The following is an 18,158-nucleotide window of genomic DNA, read 5'->3' as shown; positions in this document are numbered from 1 at the left end:
AGGTCAGGAAATCAAGCCGGAAGCTCGATCAAGCCGGCGCCGGCAACGGCGCTCAGCTGTTCTCGGGATAGCCGGCGATGCCGGTGCGCGTGAGCTGCCAATGCACCTCGGCGATCTCCGAGGCCTTGAAGGCGAGCACGATCTGGCGGCTGCGGCGTGGGCCGCCAAGGCCGGCGAAATAGATCGATTCCTCGACCTCCGGCACCACTTCGGTGCAGGTGAACACCCAGGTGTCGGCCTGGTCGGCGGTCAGCACCAGGCGGTCATGCTCGTCCTGCAAAAGGTTGATATCAGGGTGGATGTGGAAGCGCACCACGACGAAGTCGCGGCCATTGTTGCGGATCGCCGCACCGCCCGGGCGGAGGAAGCGATCCCTGCCGGCGAGCACATTGCCCTCGCTCGACAGTTTCAGCTCGCGCTCATGCAGGAAGCCAAAGCGCTGCATATAGCCGTCATGGCGGGCGATGAAGCCTTGCGTGCCCTTCTGGTCGATGCGCTTGCAAGGCACATGCTGCGGGCCGCCGAGCAAGGGTGAGCCGAGCAGGTCGTTGACGCGCAGCGAATGGGAAAACCGCGCCGACGAAGTGTCGTTGATGGTGGCGGTCGAATGCGCTGCGGTGGCACGGGCCAGCGGCCGGAATTCGGCGGCGCCATAGGTGTCGATGCCGGCATTGACGATATAATGCTGGCGGCCGGACGAGAGTTCGAAGGCCAGGCACCCGGCATGCGCGGCGTTGGACACATCGACGGCCGGCGACGGGCCGGTATCGGCAATCACCGTAACGCCGCCCATACACAGCCGCTCATAGCCGGAATGCGGCGCGTGCAGCAGCGGCGCGCCGGCGGTGTCGTCGTGGCGCAAGATGGTGGCTATACGGTCGTGGATGGTGGCGCCCATGCCGTTGAAGCGGGCCAGGCTGCCATCCTGATGGCGGAAGAAGCGCAGCGCCGGCAGCATGCGGTCGATGGCGCCCATCAGGGCTGCCGGTGGCGTTTCGGCCTGGTTAGCATAGGTCTGGCGCAGCGGCAGGAGATCGGCGAGCAGTTCGAGAACCGCCATCGGGTTGCGCGAAATATGGCCGCCGTCGGGAAGGATCTGGCGGTCGAGTTCTTCCGCCAGGTTGCGGGTGGCGCCGCGCAGTGCCGAGGCCGGCGCCGGCAGCGACAGCGCGGCGAAGGCAAGCGCGATGCGAGCGCGCAGCCTGTCCTTGCCGTCCGGCATTTCGCGCGCCATCGAGCGGAGATAGCGGATCTGCACGGCGAGCGATTTCAGGAAGGCGCGATAGAACGGAAATTCGGCCCCTTGTAGGACAACCGAGGAGTGTTGCAACCAGGCAATGACTCGCTTGGCGGTGGTGCCGGGCTCCCAGGCTATGCCGGAAATCTGGTTGCCATGCATGGCGATCCAGTCGGAGACAAGCGCGCGTGCATTGGCGGCGGCCAGCTCGGTGCCGGCGGCGCGCATATGGCGCAGCCAACGAAAGCCGTGCAGCGTCTTCACCCAGCCGCGATTGGCGACATCGATCTGGAATGGCGATTTGCCGCCGGTCTCGACGAGGTGTCCCGACAGCGGATAGCGGCCATAGTAGATCTCGAGCGCGATCTGCGGATCGGCGAGCCTGAGGTCGGGCGGTGCAATCAGGACGCGTTCGGGCGTGCGCCCGGAATAGCGCCAGCGATAAACTGGCCCTGCGCGAAGGCGCCGGCGCGTCTTGCGCCAAAACTCCTTAGCGACAAGCGTCCACAGACGTGTCGTGCTGCCGGCAGCCAGTGCCAAAACCCCTCCTCGTCGCCTGGAGATAGAGCATGCTGTCGTCCGAAAACCGCGTCGCAGGTTTCGGCATCATGTTCCGGTACCCCAGCACAAGCTTATATGATTCAAGAACTTATGCGAAGTCCAATTCCGCCGACGTGAAGCGCCTCACGCTGCCGGCCACCGACCCACCCCGAAAAAAGTCAAGTGCTTCGCGGGGTTAAGCCTGGCAATCCGGCACTCACTTGCGGTTGTGGCGAGACCGAAATTCGCTGGGCGAACAGCTTTCGCGGTCGCGAAACAGACGGGAGAAATAGAAGGCGTCGTGGATGCCGACGGCGGCCGCAATGGACTCGATGGGCGAATCGGAGGCGGCCAGCATCTGTTTGGCGCGGTCGAGCCTCGTGCGCAGTTGGAAGGCCTTGGGCGACATGCCGGCTGCCCGCGCAAATCTGCGCCGCAAGGTTGCCGGCGACATCGAGAATTTCGCGGCGAAGGCATCGAGATCCACCGGGTCGCACGCGCAGCGGCGCAATTCGTCGATGATGGGCTGCATGTCAGCGGCATCCTGGAGGCTGGGGTTTCGTTGACGGTTGTTCCAATCCATTGCCTGGCGGGCGGCACGCACGACGATGCGATGCATCGTGGCGGCGGCTTCTGCCTGGCTCAGCATCGTATCGAGCGACAGCTCACCATGCAGCCTGTCGAACAGCCGCTGCATTTTGCCGAGGTCGCGCAAGGGGACGACAGGGGCGTCCTCGGCAATCAGCCGCAGCCGGGTGAAATCGCGTATCAAGGCGCCGTCGAAGAGCGCCCAGCGTTCGAGCCAGCCCGATGCGTCCGGCCCGTAGGAATGCATCCTCCCGGGAAGCAGCCAGAACAGGGCCGGCGCTTGGATCGTCTGCATGCCGGCAGTCCTGGTTTCAAGCCAGCCTTGACCGTTCTCAATCAGCACCACGGCGAATTCCGGCAATTTGCGCGCTTGGATCGCCTGCGTGACGCGATGCCGACCAATCCCTGTAACCGACAGGCCGCCGGCCGCGGCCGGTGCGGATCTGTAGAGTGCGTAAGAGAGATCGTTCATGAGCGAAAAGTCCATGGCTTCGTTACGTCCATGGGCGAGTGTGCAAACAGTATGGCATTTCCAGCTAAGGATGGAAAATCGCAGGTGGCTGAAATGTCAAGCTCAACAGGTGGCATGCAACGACGGAGTCCTGTTGCGTCAATCGATCTGAACGCCAACGGCAAGACATTATCGATGGCGCCGAACCGGTTGGGTCATCTCGTGCCAACCGACGCCGGGATCGGCATCGATGCCATTCGAGGCCTCCTTGCCGAGCAAGGCTATGTCTGGCTGAAAGGTATCCTGCCGCGCCGCGACGTCATAGATTTTCGCGGCTGGGTGTTTTCGTATCTGGCCGACACCGGCTTGCTGCAGCCCGGGTCCGATCCCGCGCTTGGCCTGGCGGCCGGCACGTTCGACCGTCAGCTCGCCGATCGCCGGTTGATGGCGCTGGTTCGCTCCACCGCCTATGAAGGGTTCTGCGCACAGCCCCGGATGGCCCGGCTGATGGATGCGTTCGTCGGCGGGCTGTCCTATTTGCACAAGCGCAAGATCATGCGCTTCACCCAACCGGGCACCACCGTGGCGACGCCGGCGCATTACGATCTCGTCTATCTTCGCGGCGGCACCAGCCGCATCGTCACGGCCTGGATCCCGATCGGCGACGTTCCCGTCGACATGGGCGGCCTGGTTTATCTCGAGGGATCGCACGCCATCGGCCTCGACATGGAGGCCCGGTTCGCCAGGGACAATGCCGGGCTGAGCCCGCAGGAGCGCATCAGCGCCTACAACAGGAACATGAGCGAGGGCGGCTGGGTGTCGAAGGACCTGCCCGACATGGCGGAGCGGTTCGATACACGCTGGCTGATCGCGGACTTCGAGGCCGGCGATGTCGTCCTCCACTCGCCCTACATGATCCACGCCTCGACGACCAACCAGAGTGCGGAGGGGCGTATCCGGCTCTCCACCGATATCCGCTACCAGAATGTCGATGATGAGATCGATGCAAGGTGGGGGAAGCACTGGTCCCTGGACGACATGCTTTAGGGGGCGCAGCCGTTCGGGATTAGTCGAGGCATTCGCACTTCGTCATCCCAGGGCGAAGCAGGAGCGAAGCTCCGTCGCGGAGGCCCTGGGATCCATTCCGTGACCTTGGCCGTGGGTTGCAGCGGAGCAGAATTCTGCGTCGTAGCGGCGCTCATGTGTCGCGGCATGGCATCCTCGGGTCTGCGCTGCGTCGCTACGCTCCTTGCTCCGCCCGTGGATGACGAAGTCACGAAGGGCTGCGGCTCTGCCGACAAAATCCTAGGCGACACGTCGCATGCGGGCGGCGAAGAAGCCGTCCAGGCCGGAAACCCCTGGCGAACCAAGGTCAAGATCGGCGGGTGTGGTGCGCAGCGTGCCTTGCGGGGTCAGGAAGGCGTCGATGCCAGCGATTTCGCCGGGCTGCAGCGGATCGTCGGCGACGGTCTTGTTGCCGGCCAGAAAGGCGCGATACAGATCCTCGCCTTCGATCGGGTCCAGCGAACAGTTGGAAAAAACAATCCGGCCGCCCGGTTTGACCAAAGTGACGGCGCGGGCGAGCAGCTTTGCTTGCAGATCGGCTAGCTTTTCGACGTCGGCTACCGTCTTGGTCCATGGCACGTCCGGGTGGCGCCGAACCGTGCCGGTGGAAGAGCAGGGCGCGTCGAGCAGGACGGCGTCGAAAAGCTCCGCCGGCTGGTATTTCAGCAGATCGGCCTGCACGATCTCGGCGGACAGCCCAAGCCGTTCGAGGTTCTGCGTCAGCCGCGCCAGCCGGTTCTTCGAGGTGTCCAAGGCGGTGACTTTGGCGCCGGCAAGGATAAGCTGAGCGGTCTTGCCGCCGGGGGCGGCGCAGAGGTCGGCGACGCGTAATCCTTTGACATCGCCGAACAGCCGCGCCGGAAAACTGGCGGCGGCGTCCTGGACCCACCATGCGCCTTCGCTGAAGCCCGGCAGTTCGGTGACGGAGGCGCTGAGCTTTTCCACTCGCACCGTGCCGGTCGGCAGCACGATGCCGCCGAACTTTTCGGCCCACAATTCGGGATCGGCCTTGACCGTGAAATCGACCGGCGCCTCAACGCGATGCGCCGCCAGGATCTGTCTGGTCATCTCGGCGCCATAGGCGGCCTTCAGCCGGTCGGAGAACCATTTTGGCGCCTCGTCGGTGGCGGCAAGAGCTGCCGGCAGTTCGGTCTCCTTGGCGCGCACCAAAGTGCGCAGCACGCCATTAACGAGGCCGGAAAAGCGCTGCGTGCGTGGGTCCGACTTGGCGTGGGTCACAGCCAAATCGACGGCGGCGCTGTCGGGGATGTCGAGGAACAGGATCTGCGCCGCCGCAACATGCAGGATGTGCGACAAAGCTGTGGCGTTGGGCGGCAGCGGCTTTTCAAGGCGGCGGGCGAGGAGCCCGGCAATGGTCATGCGGTAGCGCAGCGCGGTCACCAGTATGGCGCGCACCAGGCCGCGGTCGCGCAGGTCGAGCACCTTGTATTGCGGATGGCCGTTCTCGTGGTCCGTCAGCCCGTCGAGCGGCGTTTTGGCGTCGATAACGGCGGCCAGGAGCCGCGCCGCTGCCTTGCGCGCGGCGAGGCCGGCGACGAATTCGTCCGAGCTGTTTTCGCGAACGCCTGAATGTGCGGGCCGGGGTCTGGCGCCGCTCACGACCACGGACCTTTGGGTCCGGTCGGGTTGCGGCCCCACGGATTGGCTTTCGGCTTGGCCGGTTTGGTCGGCGGCGTGGGTTGTGCTGCCTTGCCCCACGGGCCTTGCTCGACATCGGCCGGGAATTCTTCTGTTTGCTCTGGCGTCGGCGCCTGGCGCGGCGCCGGCTGGCGGCCTGCCATGTCGCGCGCCATCGCCTGCAGCGCGGCGATGCGGTTGTCGGTATTCGGGTGGGTCGAAAACAGGCTGTCCATGCGCTCGCCGTGAAGGGGATTGATGATGAAGAGATGCGCGGTCGCGGGATTGCGTTCGGCATCCTGGTTGCGGATGCGTTCGGCGCCGCGGGCGATCTTGTCAAGCGCCGATGCCAGCCAAAGCGGATTTCCAACGATTTCGGCGCCGCGCCGGTCGGCCTCGTATTCGCGCGTGCGGCTGACCGCCATCTGCACGATCATGGCGGCGAAGGGTGCGACCAGCATCGCCACCAGCACGCCGACAAAGCCGAACGGGTTGTTGTTGTCGCGGCTGCCGCCGAAGAAGAAGGCGACATTGCCGAGCATCGAGATGGCGCCGGCGAGTGTCGCGACAATGGTCATGGTCAGCGTGTCTCGATGCTGGATGTGGGCCAGCTCATGCGCCATGACTGCCGCCACCTCCTCATGCGACAGGCGCTCCAGCAGCCCGGTCGAGGCCGCGACCGCGGCGTTCTCGGGATTGCGGCCGGTGGCGAAGGCGTTCGGCTGCGGATTGTCGATCAGATAAGTCTTGGGCATCGGCAGGCCGGCCTGCTTGGCCAACGCCTCGACGATGGCGTGGAATTCGGGCGCGTTCTTCGCGTTGACCTCGACGGCGCGGTTCATCGACAGCACCATCTTGTCGGCATTCCAGTAGCTGAACAGATTGGTGCCCGCGGCGACCAGGAAGGCGATCATCATGCCGCCGGTGCCGCCGATCAGAAAGCCGACGCCCATGAACAGCGCCGTCATCGCGGCCAGAAGCATGGTGGTGCGTAGCGTGCTCATCATCTGCTCCCTGTGCGGCCGTGGCAAAAAAAGGTCGATCGGGGTGAACTCATGGCTATATGATGGGAAACGCCGCCCTTCGTTTCAATCCGCCCGGACTATCGCATGACCGACCAACCCAGCAAAGCCGATGCCGACCGGGAGAAGGACCTGACGCCGGCGGCCAGCCGAGCGCTGGCTGAAGCCGAGGCGCGCCGTGAAGCGTATCGCCAGAAGGAAGCTGCGCTGCCGAAGGAAATCGGCGGCCGCGGCGGCAAGGAACCCGGCCGCTACGGCGACTGGGAAGTGAAGGGACTGGCTAGCGATTTCTAGGGGTTCAGGAACGGAAGAACTGGGGAACTGGTGAACTGAAGAGTTGAAGAAAAAGGCGCATAGCAGTTCTCCAGTCCTCCAGTCCTCCAGTCCTCCAGTCCTCCAGTCCTCCAGTCCTCCAGTTCCTCAGGCCGCGCTGTGCTGTGCCCCCAGCGTCATCCAGCCGCTGTCATCGATGGCGATGGAGACGGTTTCGTAGCCGCCAATCGAGTTGTGCTGAGTCGTCATTGGATGCTGGTGAGTGGCGCTGATCACCATCACCGACGCGCCCGCTGCTTCCGCCGCCGCGATACCGGCCGGTGCGTCCTCGAAGACCAGACAGTCGCCGATGTCGACGCCGAGCCGTTTTGCCGCCAGCAGGAAACAGTCGGGCGCCGGTTTGCCGTGCGACACATCCTCGGCCGCGACCACCAAGGCGGGAACCGGGATGCCGGCGGCCCGCATGCGCAGCAGCGCCAACGGGCGCGGCGCGGAGGTGACGATCGCCCAGCGCTCGGCCGGCAGCGCGTTGAGAAACCGTACTGCGCCGGCGATCGGCAGCACGCCTTCGACATCGTCCGACTCGGCCTGCAACAGCACAAACGCCTCATGAACAGGGTCGACGCCGGGAAGCGCCAGCCTGGTGATGGTCTCGACCGCCCGCACGCCATGGATCGTCGGCAGGAAGGCTTCGACGTCGAGACCGTGCTTAAGCGCCCACGCCGCCCAGACGCGCTCGGCCGAGGCGATCGAATTGAGCACCGTGCCATCCATATCGAACAGGAACGCGGCGAATTTTCTGCCTGCAAACATCAGATTTTCCACGGGGTTAGGGATCGTTTCGGGAGGGTCGAAACATGTCGGGCGACCGTAACGTCGCCACGCCTGCCTGGGAAGCCGCGGGAGAGCCTTTTCGATAGTTCCAGGGAACCATGGTCCCGCCTCTGGCGTTTTGAGCATACTGTTTTCCACGGGATCGAAGGGGCAATCATTGTGCTGATCCGGCTCGGCTACGAAATCGCCATTGAATGCGTCGGCGCCACGCCGGTCATCTCGCTGCTTGATATCCACAGGGATCGTCAGGCCGACATCAAACGGCAGACGCGCGTGCTGACGTCGCCTTCAGTGCCGAGCAAGGTCTATCACGATCTGTTCGGCAATACCTGCCGCCGCTTCACCGCACCCGCCGGCAGTTTCCGCATTCTCTATGACGCAGCCGTCGAGGACAGCGGCGAGCCTGACGCGGTCAACACGCTGGCCAGGGAGGTGCCGGTGGCGGAACTGCCGGACGATGTGCTCGGCTACCTCCTCGGCAGCCGCTATTGCGAGACCGATCATCTGAGCAGTCTGGCCTGGCAGCTTTTCGGCCATGTTCCCTCTGGCTGGGCGCGGGTGCAGGCGATCGTCGACTATGTCCACAACCGGCTGTCCTTCGGCTATGGCTATGCGCGGTCGACGCGCACCGCGGCCCAGGCGCATGAGGAGCAGGTTGGCGTATGCCGCGACTTCGCCCATCTGGCGATCACGCTCTGCCGCTGCATGAACATCCCGGCCCGCTACGTGAACGGCTATCTCGGCGACATCGGCGTGCCGGCAGATCCGGCGCCGATGGATTTTTCAGCCTGGATGGAAGTGTTCCTCGAGGGCAAATGGTATACGTTCGACCCGCGTCATAATCGTCCGAGGATAGGCCGCGTCGTCATCGCGCGGGGTCGTGATGCCACGGATGTGCCGCTGCTGCACAGCTTCGGCCCGCATCAGCTCTCGCTGTTCAAGGTCTGGACCTATGAGCAGGAAGGCAATCTGTTCAACCCGCCCTATCACGGCGTCGACAAGACCGTCAGTGCGCGGATGCTGGCGTGACCGGATTCTGATCCGCTTCGACACACAATCCGGAAATGGAAAAGGCCGCCGCTTCTTGACGAAGCCGGCGGCCTTCCGTGTTTCCGTCCGTGGCGCGGCCAATGGCGGCGACCGAGGTCACCCGCCGCGCTTATCGCGCCTTAACGGGAAGACTGCTTCCCGAAAGTGCAATCCGCTGAGGCCACGTTCTGGAAAACGAAATCACTCGACATCGGATCACCTCCTTTCGATTTGTTGAACACGTCCAGATGATGGGGTGCGTTGCAGCAAAAAACAAGATGCCGATTTGAAATAGCTGGCGAGCCGCCTTTTGCGCCGGGTTGCGAAGAGCCGCGAGGGCGGGCAAAATCCATGCAAGGTGGATTGTCAGGACTCGGGAGGATTGCCATGGAGGCAGCCGAGAAGGCCGCGCGCATCGTGCGAACGGTGATCGAAACGCTGAAGCCGGGTTTTGCGGTCAAGCTGTGGACCGGCGAGCGGATCGGTCCCGCCACCGGGCCCGTGCTCACCATCAACGACCAGGACATCGTCTGGCAGGTGGTGAAGCGGCCATCGTTGTCGACGCTGATCGAGATGTGGATCTCCAAGACGATAGACATCGAAAATGGGACGATTTTCGATTTCTACGCACTGCCGTCGCAAGGCAAGCTCAGGACCAAGCTCAAGTCGCTGCCGAAGCTGGCGATCCTGCGCGACCTGCCGGCGGTGCTCCTGTCACGCAAGCAGATGAGTGCACGCACCGATCTGTCGGGTCGCAACCCCTATGTCAGCGGGTCGAGCCAGGAGGCGATCCAGCATCACTACGACATTTCGAATGCCTTTTACCGGCTCTTCCTCGACGAGCGCATGGTCTACAGCTGCGGCTACTTTAAGGATTTCGCCGATGGCATCGACCAGGCGCAGGCCGACAAGCTCGACCATATCTGCCGCAAGCTCAGGCTGAAGCCGGGCGAAAAGCTGCTGGACATCGGCTGCGGCTGGGGTGCCATGCTGATCCATGCGGCCAAAAATTACGGCGTCGTCGGCCATGGCGTGTCGCTGTCGCAGGCGCAGACCGATCTCGCCCGCGAGCGCATCCGCGCCGAAGGGCTGCAGGACCGCATCACCATCGAAATCAAATCCTATACGGAGCTCAAAGGCTCCTTCGACAAGATATCGTCGATCGGCATGTTCGAGCATCTCGGCCTCGCCAACCACGCCACCTATTTCAAGACCATCCATCGCTTGCTGAAGCCCGGCGGCATCTATCTGCACCACGCCATCACCAGGCGCAGCAAGGGCGACTTGAAGAAAACCTTGCGCAAGGGGCCGGAGTTCAAGGCGCTGCTCAAATACATTTTCCCAGGCGGCGAACTCGACACGATCGGCATGACGCTGGGCAATCTGGAGGCGCATGGCTTCCTGGTCTACGACGTCGAGAATCTGCGCGAGCACTATGCGCGCACCTGCCGGCTGTGGGCCGAGCGGCTACAGGCTCGCTTCGACGAGGCGGTCGCCGAAGTCGGCGAGGCCAAGGCACGGCTGTGGCTGCTTTATCTCACCGGCTGCTCGATCACCTTCGAGCGCGCCTCGGCGCAGATTTTTCAGACCGTCGTCACCAAACGCGCACGCGGGCCGAGCGGGCTGCCGCCGACACGGGCGGATCTGTATCGGTAGAGATAGGATTCGGGGCCGAACCCCACGCTTTCCAAGGTCTGCGATTCGCTGCCTCGCGGTAGAGGCCTACACGAACCGCATCGGCGCGCCGATCTCGACGCGGGCAGGCCTGTCCACAGTGCAATAGACGCCAAGATTGTGCGCGTTGTGGCGGACCAGATTGCGCAGGATGCCGGGATCGTGGTCGAAGCCGTCCTGGCTGATGATGGTGAAGCCGCAGCGGCGGCACGGCTCCGAGACGGTCACCAGCAGATCGCCGATGGCGAGCTTGCGGCCAATCCATTCGGTCTCGGGAAACGAGCCTTTGACCGCCGCCATGTCGACGACGATGTTGGGGCGGAAGCGGCGCGGATCGGGAATGCCTTCGGGGTGCAGCGCCTTGAGCCGCGCCAGCGATGCGGTGGTCAAGAGATGGATCGGCGCTTTGCGGTAGCGCGCCGCGGTGAGCGGGCCGGTGTAGCCGGGAGCGTTGTCCTGGCTGAACGGCCTGATCGAGGCGGCGAAGCCGAGATAGGCCGAGATGGCTTGGTCGCATTCCACACCCGGCACTGCCAGCCAGTCGCCGTCGGGAACGGCGATCTCCAGCTTGCGGTCCTTGCTCAGCCGGGTGCGGATGCGCGGCACCTTGTGCCACTTGGCGTCGCGGTCGGGCCGCGCGATCTCATTGTCCGAGACATCGACAAGGCCGAACAGCCGGTCGCCGTCGATGGTTTCAAGGCCGACCGAAATGGCGTCCTGGCGTTCGCCGGCAAGCGAACTTGCGGGGTAACGCCAGAGCTCCGTGACTGCGCCCAGTGCAGCCATCAAATCCCCTCAGCCCTTCTTGTTCTGGCGGTTGGCGATCAGATCATCGACCACGGCCGGATCGGCCAGTGTCGAGGTATCGCCGAGCGCGGAAAAATCGTCCTCGGCGATCTTGCGCAGGATACGGCGCATGATCTTGCCGGAGCGGGTTTTCGGCAGTCCGGGCGCGAATTGCAGCTTGTCGGGCGAGGCGATGGCGCCGATCTCCTTGCGGACATGGGCCACGAGCTCCTTGCGCAGTTCCTCGCTCGGCTCCACGCCTTTCATCAAGGTAACGTAGCTGTAGATGCCCTGGCCCTTGATGTCGTGGGGATAGCCGACGACAGCTGCTTCCGACACCTTCTCATGGCTGACGAGCGCCGATTCGACCTCGGCCGTTCCCATGCGGTGGCCGGAAACGTTGATGACGTCGTCGACGCGGCCGGTGATCCAGTAATAGCCGTCGGCGTCGCGGCGACAGCCGTCACCGGTGAAGTATTTGCCCTTGTAGGTGGAGAAATAGGTCTGCACGAAGCGGTCATGATCGCCATAGACCGTGCGCATCTGGCCGGGCCAGGAATCGGCGATGCAGAGATTGCCGTCGGCCGCCCCTTCCAGCACCCTACCTTCGCCGTCGACCAGCTGCGGCCTGATGCCGAAGAAGGGCCGCGTCGCCGAACCAGCCTTGAGGTCGGTGGCGCCGGGCAGCGGCGTGATCAGGATGCCGCCGGTCTCGGTCTGCCACCAGGTGTCGACGATCGGCACCTTGCCGTTGCCGACGATGTTGAAATACCACTCCCAGGCTTCCGGATTGATCGGTTCGCCGACCGAGCCCAGCACGCGCAGCGACTTGCGCGAGGTCTTCTTCACCGGTTCGTCGCCGGCGCCCATCAGCGCGCGCAGCGCCGTCGGCGCGGTGTAGAAGATGTTGACCTTGTGCTTGTCGATGACTTCCCAGAAGCGCGACTGCGAGGGGTAGTTCGGCACGCCCTCGAACATCAGCGTGGTGGCGCCGTTGGCGAGCGGGCCATAGACGATATAGCTGTGGCCGGTGACCCAACCGACATCGGCGGTGCACCAGTAGATATCGCCATCATGGTAGTCGAAGACATATTGGTGGGTCATCGCGACATAGACGAGATAGCCGGCGGTGGTGTGCAGCACTCCCTTCGGCTTGCCGGTCGAGCCTGAGGTATAGAGGATGAACAGCGGATCCTCGGCCTTCATCTTCTCCGGCTTGCAGTCGCCTTTCACCGTGGCGATCTCGTCATGGTACCAGATGTCGCGTCCCTGGACCCAGCCGGTCTTGCCGCCGGTGCGACGAACGACGACCACCTTATCGACCTTGGTGCCGGCCTTGGCGGCGATTTCGATCGCTCTGTCGGTGTTTTCCTTCAGCGGGATCGGCTTGCCGCCGCGCAGGCCTTCGTCGGCGGTGATGACGAAGGTCGACTTGCAGTCATCGATGCGGCCGGCCAGCGCGTCCGGTGAAAAGCCGCCGAAGACGATCGAGTGGATGGCGCCGATGCGGGTGCAAGCCAGCATCGCGTAGGCCGCTTCCGGGATCATCGGCATGTAGATGGTGACGCGGTCGCCCTTCCTGACGCCGTGCTTCTTCATCACATTGGCGAGCCGGCAGACATGCTCGTAGAGCTCGTTATAGGTGATCTTCTTGTCGTCGTAGGGATTGTCGCCTTCCCAGATGATGGCTGTCTGGTTGCCGCGCTTCTTCAAATGGCGGTCGATGCAGTTGTAGGAGACGTTGGTTTCGCCGTCCTCGAACCATTTGATCGAGACCTTGCCCTCGAAGGAGGTGTTCTTGACCTTGCTGAACGGCTTGAACCAGTCGATGCGCTTGCCGTGCTTGCCCCAGAACTTGTCCGGATTCTTCACGCTGTCGGCATACCATTTGAGGTAGGTGTCGTTGTCGATCAGCGCATTCTTCTTCCACGCCGGCTGGACGCGGTGGATCTTCACCTCGGACATGTCTTCACTTTCCTCCCAAACCACCCCGCCGGCTTGACCACAGCCAAGATCACGGCGACGCAGCCGCGAATTCGGCGGCATTATTAACAGTTCCGCGCTGACGGCAACATTAGACGTTGGATTCGCGTGGCGCGATGCCGCAGCTCCCGTTTCGGTTGTATCAGCACTCGGCAGCGGTCGCTGCTAACTGCATGTTTTCGTGCATAAAACCCGACTGGGATCAGGAAAATCATAGACAGTTAAGGAACGGCGCGCACAATTCGGTGTTGGGAGGAATGGAGAATCAACTAGGCCAAGGGGCTGTCATGCGCGATCATTCCGAAATGGACCTGATGCTCAAGGGGTATGGCCTGACCACGGCCAAGATTCTGTACCATTTTCCCGACCACCCGCATCTGCTGCAGAGCTTCATCTGGCAGGATTACGATCTGGCGCCGAAGTTTCCGGTGCTGATCAAGTTCATCGAGTTCTGGAAGGCCAGGCTCGACGGGCCGCTGCATTCGATCAGCTACACGCACCAGAAGCTGATCGCGCCGAACGAATGGCGGAAGGTGGATGGGGAGTTCGTGCTGCACTGAGCGGCAGTATAGCTGATCTCCCCCGCAAGGGGGGAGATTGGCAGCTTCAACGTCGTGCGATCACACCGCAGGCGGGTTCAGTCGGGCGAAACCTTCCTGGCGGCGATAAGGGAAGTACGGGTAGGGCGCGGTCACTTCGCTTGCGGCGTCGAGCTTTTTGACCTGCTCCGGCGTCAATGCCCAGCCGACGGCGCCGAGGTTCTGGCGCAGCTGTTCCTCGTTGCGGGCGCCGATGATGACCGAGGACACGGTCGGGCGCCGCAACAGCCAGTTGATGGCGATCTGCGGCACGGTCTTGCCGGTCTCTTCAGCCATCGCATCAAGCGCATCCATGACCCGGTAGAGATGTTGGTCCGCGACCGGCGGGCCGAAATCGGCGGTGTCGTGCAGCCGGCTCTTTTCCGGCAGGGGCTGGCCGCGGCGGATCTTGCCGGTCAGGCGGCCCCAGCCGAGCGGGCTCCACACCAGCGCGCCGATGCCCTGGTCGATACCGAGCGGCATCAGCTCCCATTCATAGTCGCGACCGACCAGCGAGTAGTAGACCTGATGCGCGGCGTAGCGCGGATAAGCATGCTTGTCAGCTTCCGCCAGCGATTTCATCACCTGCCAGCCGGAGAAGTTGGAGACGCCGACATAGCGCAGCTTGCCGGCGCGCACGAGGTCGTCCAGCGTCGACAACACCTCCTCGATCGGCGTGCCGGCATCGAAGGCGTGCAGCTGCAACAGGTCGATGTAATCGGTGCCCATGCGCTTCAGGGCGGCGTCGACGGCTTTGATCAGCCGCGAGCGCGACGAGCCGTAGTCGGCCGGTCTGTCGCCCATCGGCAGCGAAGTCTTGGTCGAGATCAGCACCGCGTCGCGGCGGCCTTTGATGGCTTCGCCAAGCACTTCCTCGGAGGCGCCGTTCGAATAGACATCGGCGGTGTCGAACAGATTGACGCCGGCCTCGAGGCAGATGTCGATCAGCCGCCGCGCTTCCTTGGCATCGCTGTTGCCCCAGGCCCCGAACAGCGGCCCGGAGCCGCCGAAAGTGCCGGCGCCGAAAGAGAGTGCGGGCACTTTCAGGCCCGATGCGCCGAGACGTCGATAATCCATTTTATGCTCCTTGATGATGTCGAAGAAGGATTGCGCGTGATGCTCATGACTGGGCGCAGACCGGCACCCCGATTGTGGGGGCGCGATCGAGGCGCAGCGCCAGGGCAGCGACGCCAAGAGCCGCGACCGGCAGCAAAGCGGCGATCCAGGTTAGTGAGCCGAGGCCGAGGTCATGGGCAATCACCGCGCCGCCAAGCCAAGCGCCGGCGGCATTGCCGAGGTTGAAGGCGGCGATGTTGAAGGACGAGGCGAGGCTCTGGCCCGCGCCTTGCGCCTTTTCCAGCACCCACATCTGCAGCGGCGCCACGGTGGCGAAGGCGGCGGCACCAAGCAGGCCGACATAGATGACGGCCAGGATTTGGCTGTGGACGGCGAAGGTCATTGTGGCCAGCACCAACGCCAGCACCACGAGGCTGCCGAGCACCGCCGGCACCAGCCAGCGGTCGGCGACCTTGCCGCCAAGCAGATTGCCGGCGATAAGACCGCCACCGAAGACGAGCAGGATCGGCGACACGGCGGCTTCCCCAAAACCGGTGATCTCGGTGAGCAGCGGGGCGATGTAGGTGAAGACGGCGAAGACGCCGGCATAGCCGAGCACGGTGGTGGCGAGGCCGAGCAGCACCGGCGTGCGGCGCAGCACTGCGAGGTCGGCGCGCAGATTGGTCTTCTCGGGCGCTTCCTTGCTGCGCGGCACCAGAAGCAGGATGACGGCAAAGGCTGCCAAGCCGACCAGGGTTACGGCCCAGAAGGTGGCGCGCCAGCCGAAGGTCTGGCCGAGCCAAGTGCCGAAGGGCACGCCGAGGATGTTGGCGATAGTCAGGCCGGTGAACATCAGCGCGATCGCCGAGGCTTTCTTGTTGGGCGCGACCAGGCCGGTGGCGACCACCGAGCCGACGCCAAAGAAAGTGCCATGGGCAAAGGCGGTGATGATGCGGGCGCCCATCAGCGTCCAGTAGTCGGGGGCGATCGCACAGGCGAGGTTGCCGAGCGTGAAGATCGCCATAAGGGCCAGAAGGACGGTCTTGCGGGGCCAGTTGCCGGTGGCGATGGTCAAAAGCGGCGCGCCGATGACGACGCCCAACGCGTAGCCCGAAATCAACTGGCCGGCGGCCGAGATCGAGACTCCGAGATCTTTGCTGACATCGATCAGCAGCCCCATGATGACGAATTCGGTGACACCGATGCCGAAGGCGCCGGCAGCGAGGGCGTAGAGAGCAAGAGGCATGGCGGTTTCCAGTTCGAACTCGATGAACGCGACCAGACCCGCGCCCCGACCGCAGAGATCGTGTTGCCATGCCTTGTGAACCAGACTTGCCTTGGGCATATTTCCTGTGAAATAGATTCACAAATGGCCAGACCCGATATCAACCGTTCCGGCGAGATCGAAGTGTTCGTCCGCGTCGTCGAGGCGGGCAGTTTCTCGGCTGCGGCTCGTTCGCTGCGTATGACACCGTCGGCGGTGAGCAAGCTGATCGCGCGACTGGAGGCAAGGCTCGGCGCGCGGCTGGTCACGCGCTCGACGCGCAAGCTGCAGCTGACGCCGGAAGGGACGGCGTTCTATGACAGCGGGGTGCGCATCCTGGCCGATATGGCGGCGGCCGAGCGCGAGGCGGCCGTGGGTGCCGCGCCGCGCGGACGGCTGCGCGTCAACTCCTATGTGCCCTTCGGGGTGCATCGGCTGATCCCGCTGCTGCCTGATTTCCTCGAACGCTACCCCGGGATTTCGGTCGATCTGGTGCTGACCGACAGCGTCATCGATTTGATGGCTGAGCGTGCCGACGTCGCCATCCGCGCCGGGCCGCTCGGCGAGTCGCGGCTGGTGGCGCGCAAGCTCGGGCAAAGCCGGATGACAGTCGTTGCCGCACCGTCCTATCTCAAGACGCATGGCACGCCGCTGGTTCCAGCAGATCTCGACCGGCACAATCGCATGGCTTTCGGCTTTGTCCGGCATGTCGATGGCTGGTCGTTTGTCGATGCAACCGGGAACGCCGTCATGGTGCCGATCACCGGAAACACGCTGGTCGGCGATGGCGAGTCGATGCGGTTGATGGCGGTCGGCGGCGCCGGCATCGCCCGGCTGGCACACTGGCATGTGGCCGATGACATCGCGGCGGGGCGGCTGACGGCGCTGCTGGAGGATTTCAATCCGGGCGACGAGGAGCCTACCCACGCCGTCTATGTCGGCCAGGGCCGGCATTTGCCCGCACGGGTGCGGGCGTTTCTCGACTTTCTGGTCGAGAGCGTGCGGATGAGCTGAAAAGACGTTGGGGAGCCAGATGACCCCCCAAGCATCAGGCGACAGCGATGACTATTTCTTCGGGGTGAACGGCGCCGGGCGGCGACCGGCGCCCTGACGCTCCAGCATCCAGCCGGGATATTCGGCCGGCAGCGCGCTGACCTCATCCAGTTTGGCGAGATCGTCGGCGTCGAGCTTCACCTCGGCCGCGGCTAGGTTCTGCTCGAGCTGCTCCATGCGGCTGGCGCCGATGATGACGCTCATGACGAAAGGTTTGGCCAGGACATAACCGAGCGCGACCGTAGCGACGCTGACATCGTGCTTTTTGGCGATGTCGCGCATGACGGCGACGGCTGCCCAGGCGCGGTCCTCATCGACCGGCGGGAAGTTGAAGGCGGCGCGGCGGCCCTCGCCATTGCCGGGCGCGCCGGGACCGTATTTGCCCGACAGCAGGCCGCCGGCCATCGGCGACCAGACCATCAGGCCGAGCTTTTCCTCGTTGATGAGCGGCACGATCTCACGCTCGAGATCGCGGCCGGCGATCGAGTAATAGGACTGGATGGTCTCGAAGCGGGAGAACCCCTTGCGCTCGGCAATGCCCAGAGCCTTGGCGATGCGCCATGCCTGCCAGTTGGAGACGCCGACATAGCGAACCTTGCCGCTGGCAACCAGGTCATCAAGTGCCCGTAGCGTCTCGTCGATCGGCGTCACCGTATCGGTGCCGTGCAACTGATAGAGGTCGATATGGTCGAGCTGCAGCCGCTCCAGGCTGCCCTCGACCGAATCCATGATGTGGCCTCGCGAAGAGCCGCGCTCGTTCGGGCCCTGGCCCATGGCGCCATGCACCTTGGTGGCAATGACGACGTCCGAGCGCTTGACGCCGAGATCCCTGAGCGACTGGCCGAGCAGGCGCTCGGACTGGCCGAAGGAGTAGACGTCGGCGGTGTCGAAGAAATTGACGCCGGCGGCGATCGAACGGCCAACGATGTCGTTGACGCCCTTCTGGTCGAGGCTGGCGATCAGACCCCATTGGGCATTCTCGCCGGCGGCGCCGAAGGTCATTGTGCCGAGGCAGAGTTCGGAGACGAACATCCCCGTATTTCCGAGTTGATTGTAGCGCATGGTGGCAGCTCCAGAAGATTTGGTG

At 63.9% G+C, this 18,158-nt stretch carries 16 protein-coding genes; 6 read left to right on the top strand and 10 right to left on the bottom strand.

Features of this window, described 5'->3' with window-relative positions:
• Positions 1 to 52 precede the first annotated feature (52 nt).
• Positions 53 to 1,777, bottom strand: a complete 1,725-nt coding sequence (locus NKJ58_RS00950; protein ID WP_023732954.1) for a heparinase II/III family protein — start codon at positions 1,775 to 1,777, stop codon at positions 53 to 55.
• 217 nt (positions 1,778 to 1,994) lie between these two features.
• Entirely contained in the window at positions 1,995 to 2,852 is an 858-nt protein-coding gene (locus NKJ58_RS00945; protein ID WP_502902260.1) for a helix-turn-helix transcriptional regulator, read from the bottom strand.
• A gap of 159 nt (positions 2,853 to 3,011) precedes the next feature.
• Between NKJ58_RS00945 and NKJ58_RS00940 the strand changes: the two genes are divergently transcribed.
• The gene (locus tag NKJ58_RS00940) at positions 3,012 to 3,863 is read left to right on the top strand and encodes a phytanoyl-CoA dioxygenase family protein (RefSeq protein WP_460221630.1); all 852 of its coding nucleotides are present in this window, start codon (positions 3,012 to 3,014) and stop codon (positions 3,861 to 3,863) included.
• A gap of 258 nt (positions 3,864 to 4,121) precedes the next feature.
• On the opposite strand, the gene NKJ58_RS00935 is transcribed toward NKJ58_RS00940, so the two are convergent.
• Entirely contained in the window at positions 4,122 to 5,507 is a 1,386-nt protein-coding gene (locus NKJ58_RS00935) for an RsmB/NOP family class I SAM-dependent RNA methyltransferase (RefSeq protein ID WP_023698250.1), read from the bottom strand.
• Positions 5,498 to 6,523 (bottom strand): zinc metalloprotease HtpX, encoded by a 1,026-nt coding sequence (gene htpX / locus NKJ58_RS00930; protein WP_352519145.1) that lies wholly within the window; start codon positions 6,521 to 6,523, stop codon positions 5,498 to 5,500. Before htpX ends, NKJ58_RS00935 begins: the two co-directional genes overlap by 10 nt.
• A gap of 105 nt (positions 6,524 to 6,628) precedes the next feature.
• Here htpX and NKJ58_RS00925 point away from each other — a divergent pair, with 105 nt between their 5' ends.
• Entirely contained in the window at positions 6,629 to 6,835 is a 207-nt protein-coding gene (locus NKJ58_RS00925) for a DUF1674 domain-containing protein (protein ID WP_023688862.1), read from the top strand.
• A 126-nt stretch (positions 6,836 to 6,961) separates the two neighbouring features.
• Here NKJ58_RS00925 and NKJ58_RS00920 read toward each other — a convergent pair whose 3' ends face one another.
• Positions 6,962 to 7,627 (bottom strand): HAD-IA family hydrolase, encoded by a 666-nt coding sequence (locus NKJ58_RS00920; protein WP_352852710.1) that lies wholly within the window; start codon positions 7,625 to 7,627, stop codon positions 6,962 to 6,964.
• Between the two features lie 180 nt (positions 7,628 to 7,807).
• Between NKJ58_RS00920 and NKJ58_RS00915 the strand changes: the two genes are divergently transcribed.
• Together NKJ58_RS00915 and NKJ58_RS00910 are read left to right on the top strand one after the other, a co-directional pair.
• Complete coding sequence (locus tag NKJ58_RS00915) at positions 7,808 to 8,677, top strand: transglutaminase-like domain-containing protein (RefSeq protein WP_023831801.1); 870 nt, start codon at positions 7,808 to 7,810, stop codon at positions 8,675 to 8,677.
• 387 nt (positions 8,678 to 9,064) lie between these two features.
• Positions 9,065 to 10,333, top strand: a complete 1,269-nt coding sequence (locus NKJ58_RS00910; protein ID WP_352852709.1) for a class I SAM-dependent methyltransferase — start codon at positions 9,065 to 9,067, stop codon at positions 10,331 to 10,333.
• A 66-nt stretch (positions 10,334 to 10,399) separates the two neighbouring features.
• Here the strand turns inward: NKJ58_RS00910 and NKJ58_RS00905 are convergent, their stop codons facing one another.
• Complete coding sequence (locus tag NKJ58_RS00905; RefSeq protein ID WP_023688865.1) at positions 10,400 to 11,137, bottom strand: MOSC domain-containing protein; 738 nt, start codon at positions 11,135 to 11,137, stop codon at positions 10,400 to 10,402.
• Positions 11,138 to 11,146: 9 nt separating this feature from the next.
• Positions 11,147 to 13,102 (bottom strand): acetate--CoA ligase, encoded by a 1,956-nt coding sequence (gene acs / locus NKJ58_RS00900; RefSeq protein ID WP_023688866.1) that lies wholly within the window; start codon positions 13,100 to 13,102, stop codon positions 11,147 to 11,149.
• 305 nt (positions 13,103 to 13,407) lie between these two features.
• Here acs and NKJ58_RS00895 point away from each other — a divergent pair, with 305 nt between their 5' ends.
• Positions 13,408 to 13,680 (top strand): usg protein, encoded by a 273-nt coding sequence (locus NKJ58_RS00895; protein WP_023668649.1) that lies wholly within the window; start codon positions 13,408 to 13,410, stop codon positions 13,678 to 13,680.
• Positions 13,681 to 13,740: 60 nt separating this feature from the next.
• On the opposite strand, the gene NKJ58_RS00890 is transcribed toward NKJ58_RS00895, so the two are convergent.
• A complete protein-coding gene (locus NKJ58_RS00890) occupies positions 13,741 to 14,775 on the bottom strand; it encodes an aldo/keto reductase (RefSeq protein WP_023688867.1) in 1,035 nt (344 codons plus the stop codon).
• A gap of 43 nt (positions 14,776 to 14,818) precedes the next feature.
• Positions 14,819 to 16,000, bottom strand: coding sequence for an MFS transporter (locus NKJ58_RS00885; RefSeq protein ID WP_286458483.1), 1,182 nt, complete (start codon positions 15,998 to 16,000; stop codon positions 14,819 to 14,821).
• Positions 16,001 to 16,123: 123 nt separating this feature from the next.
• Here NKJ58_RS00885 and NKJ58_RS00880 point away from each other — a divergent pair, with 123 nt between their 5' ends.
• Positions 16,124 to 17,032: a LysR family transcriptional regulator gene (locus NKJ58_RS00880; RefSeq protein WP_023700207.1), complete on the top strand. Its 909-nt coding sequence runs from the start codon at positions 16,124 to 16,126 to the stop codon at positions 17,030 to 17,032.
• Positions 17,033 to 17,083: 51 nt separating this feature from the next.
• Here NKJ58_RS00880 and NKJ58_RS00875 read toward each other — a convergent pair whose 3' ends face one another.
• Entirely contained in the window at positions 17,084 to 18,133 is a 1,050-nt protein-coding gene (locus tag NKJ58_RS00875; RefSeq protein WP_023700208.1) for an aldo/keto reductase, read from the bottom strand.
• Between the last annotated feature and the right edge of the window lie 25 nt (positions 18,134 to 18,158).

This window comes from Mesorhizobium sp. M0139 (assembly GCF_040322455.1).
Lineage (GTDB): Bacteria > Pseudomonadota > Alphaproteobacteria > Rhizobiales > Rhizobiaceae > Mesorhizobium.
Note: the sequence above shows the minus strand (reverse complement) of the source record. Positions and strands in the feature narration are given on the sequence as shown.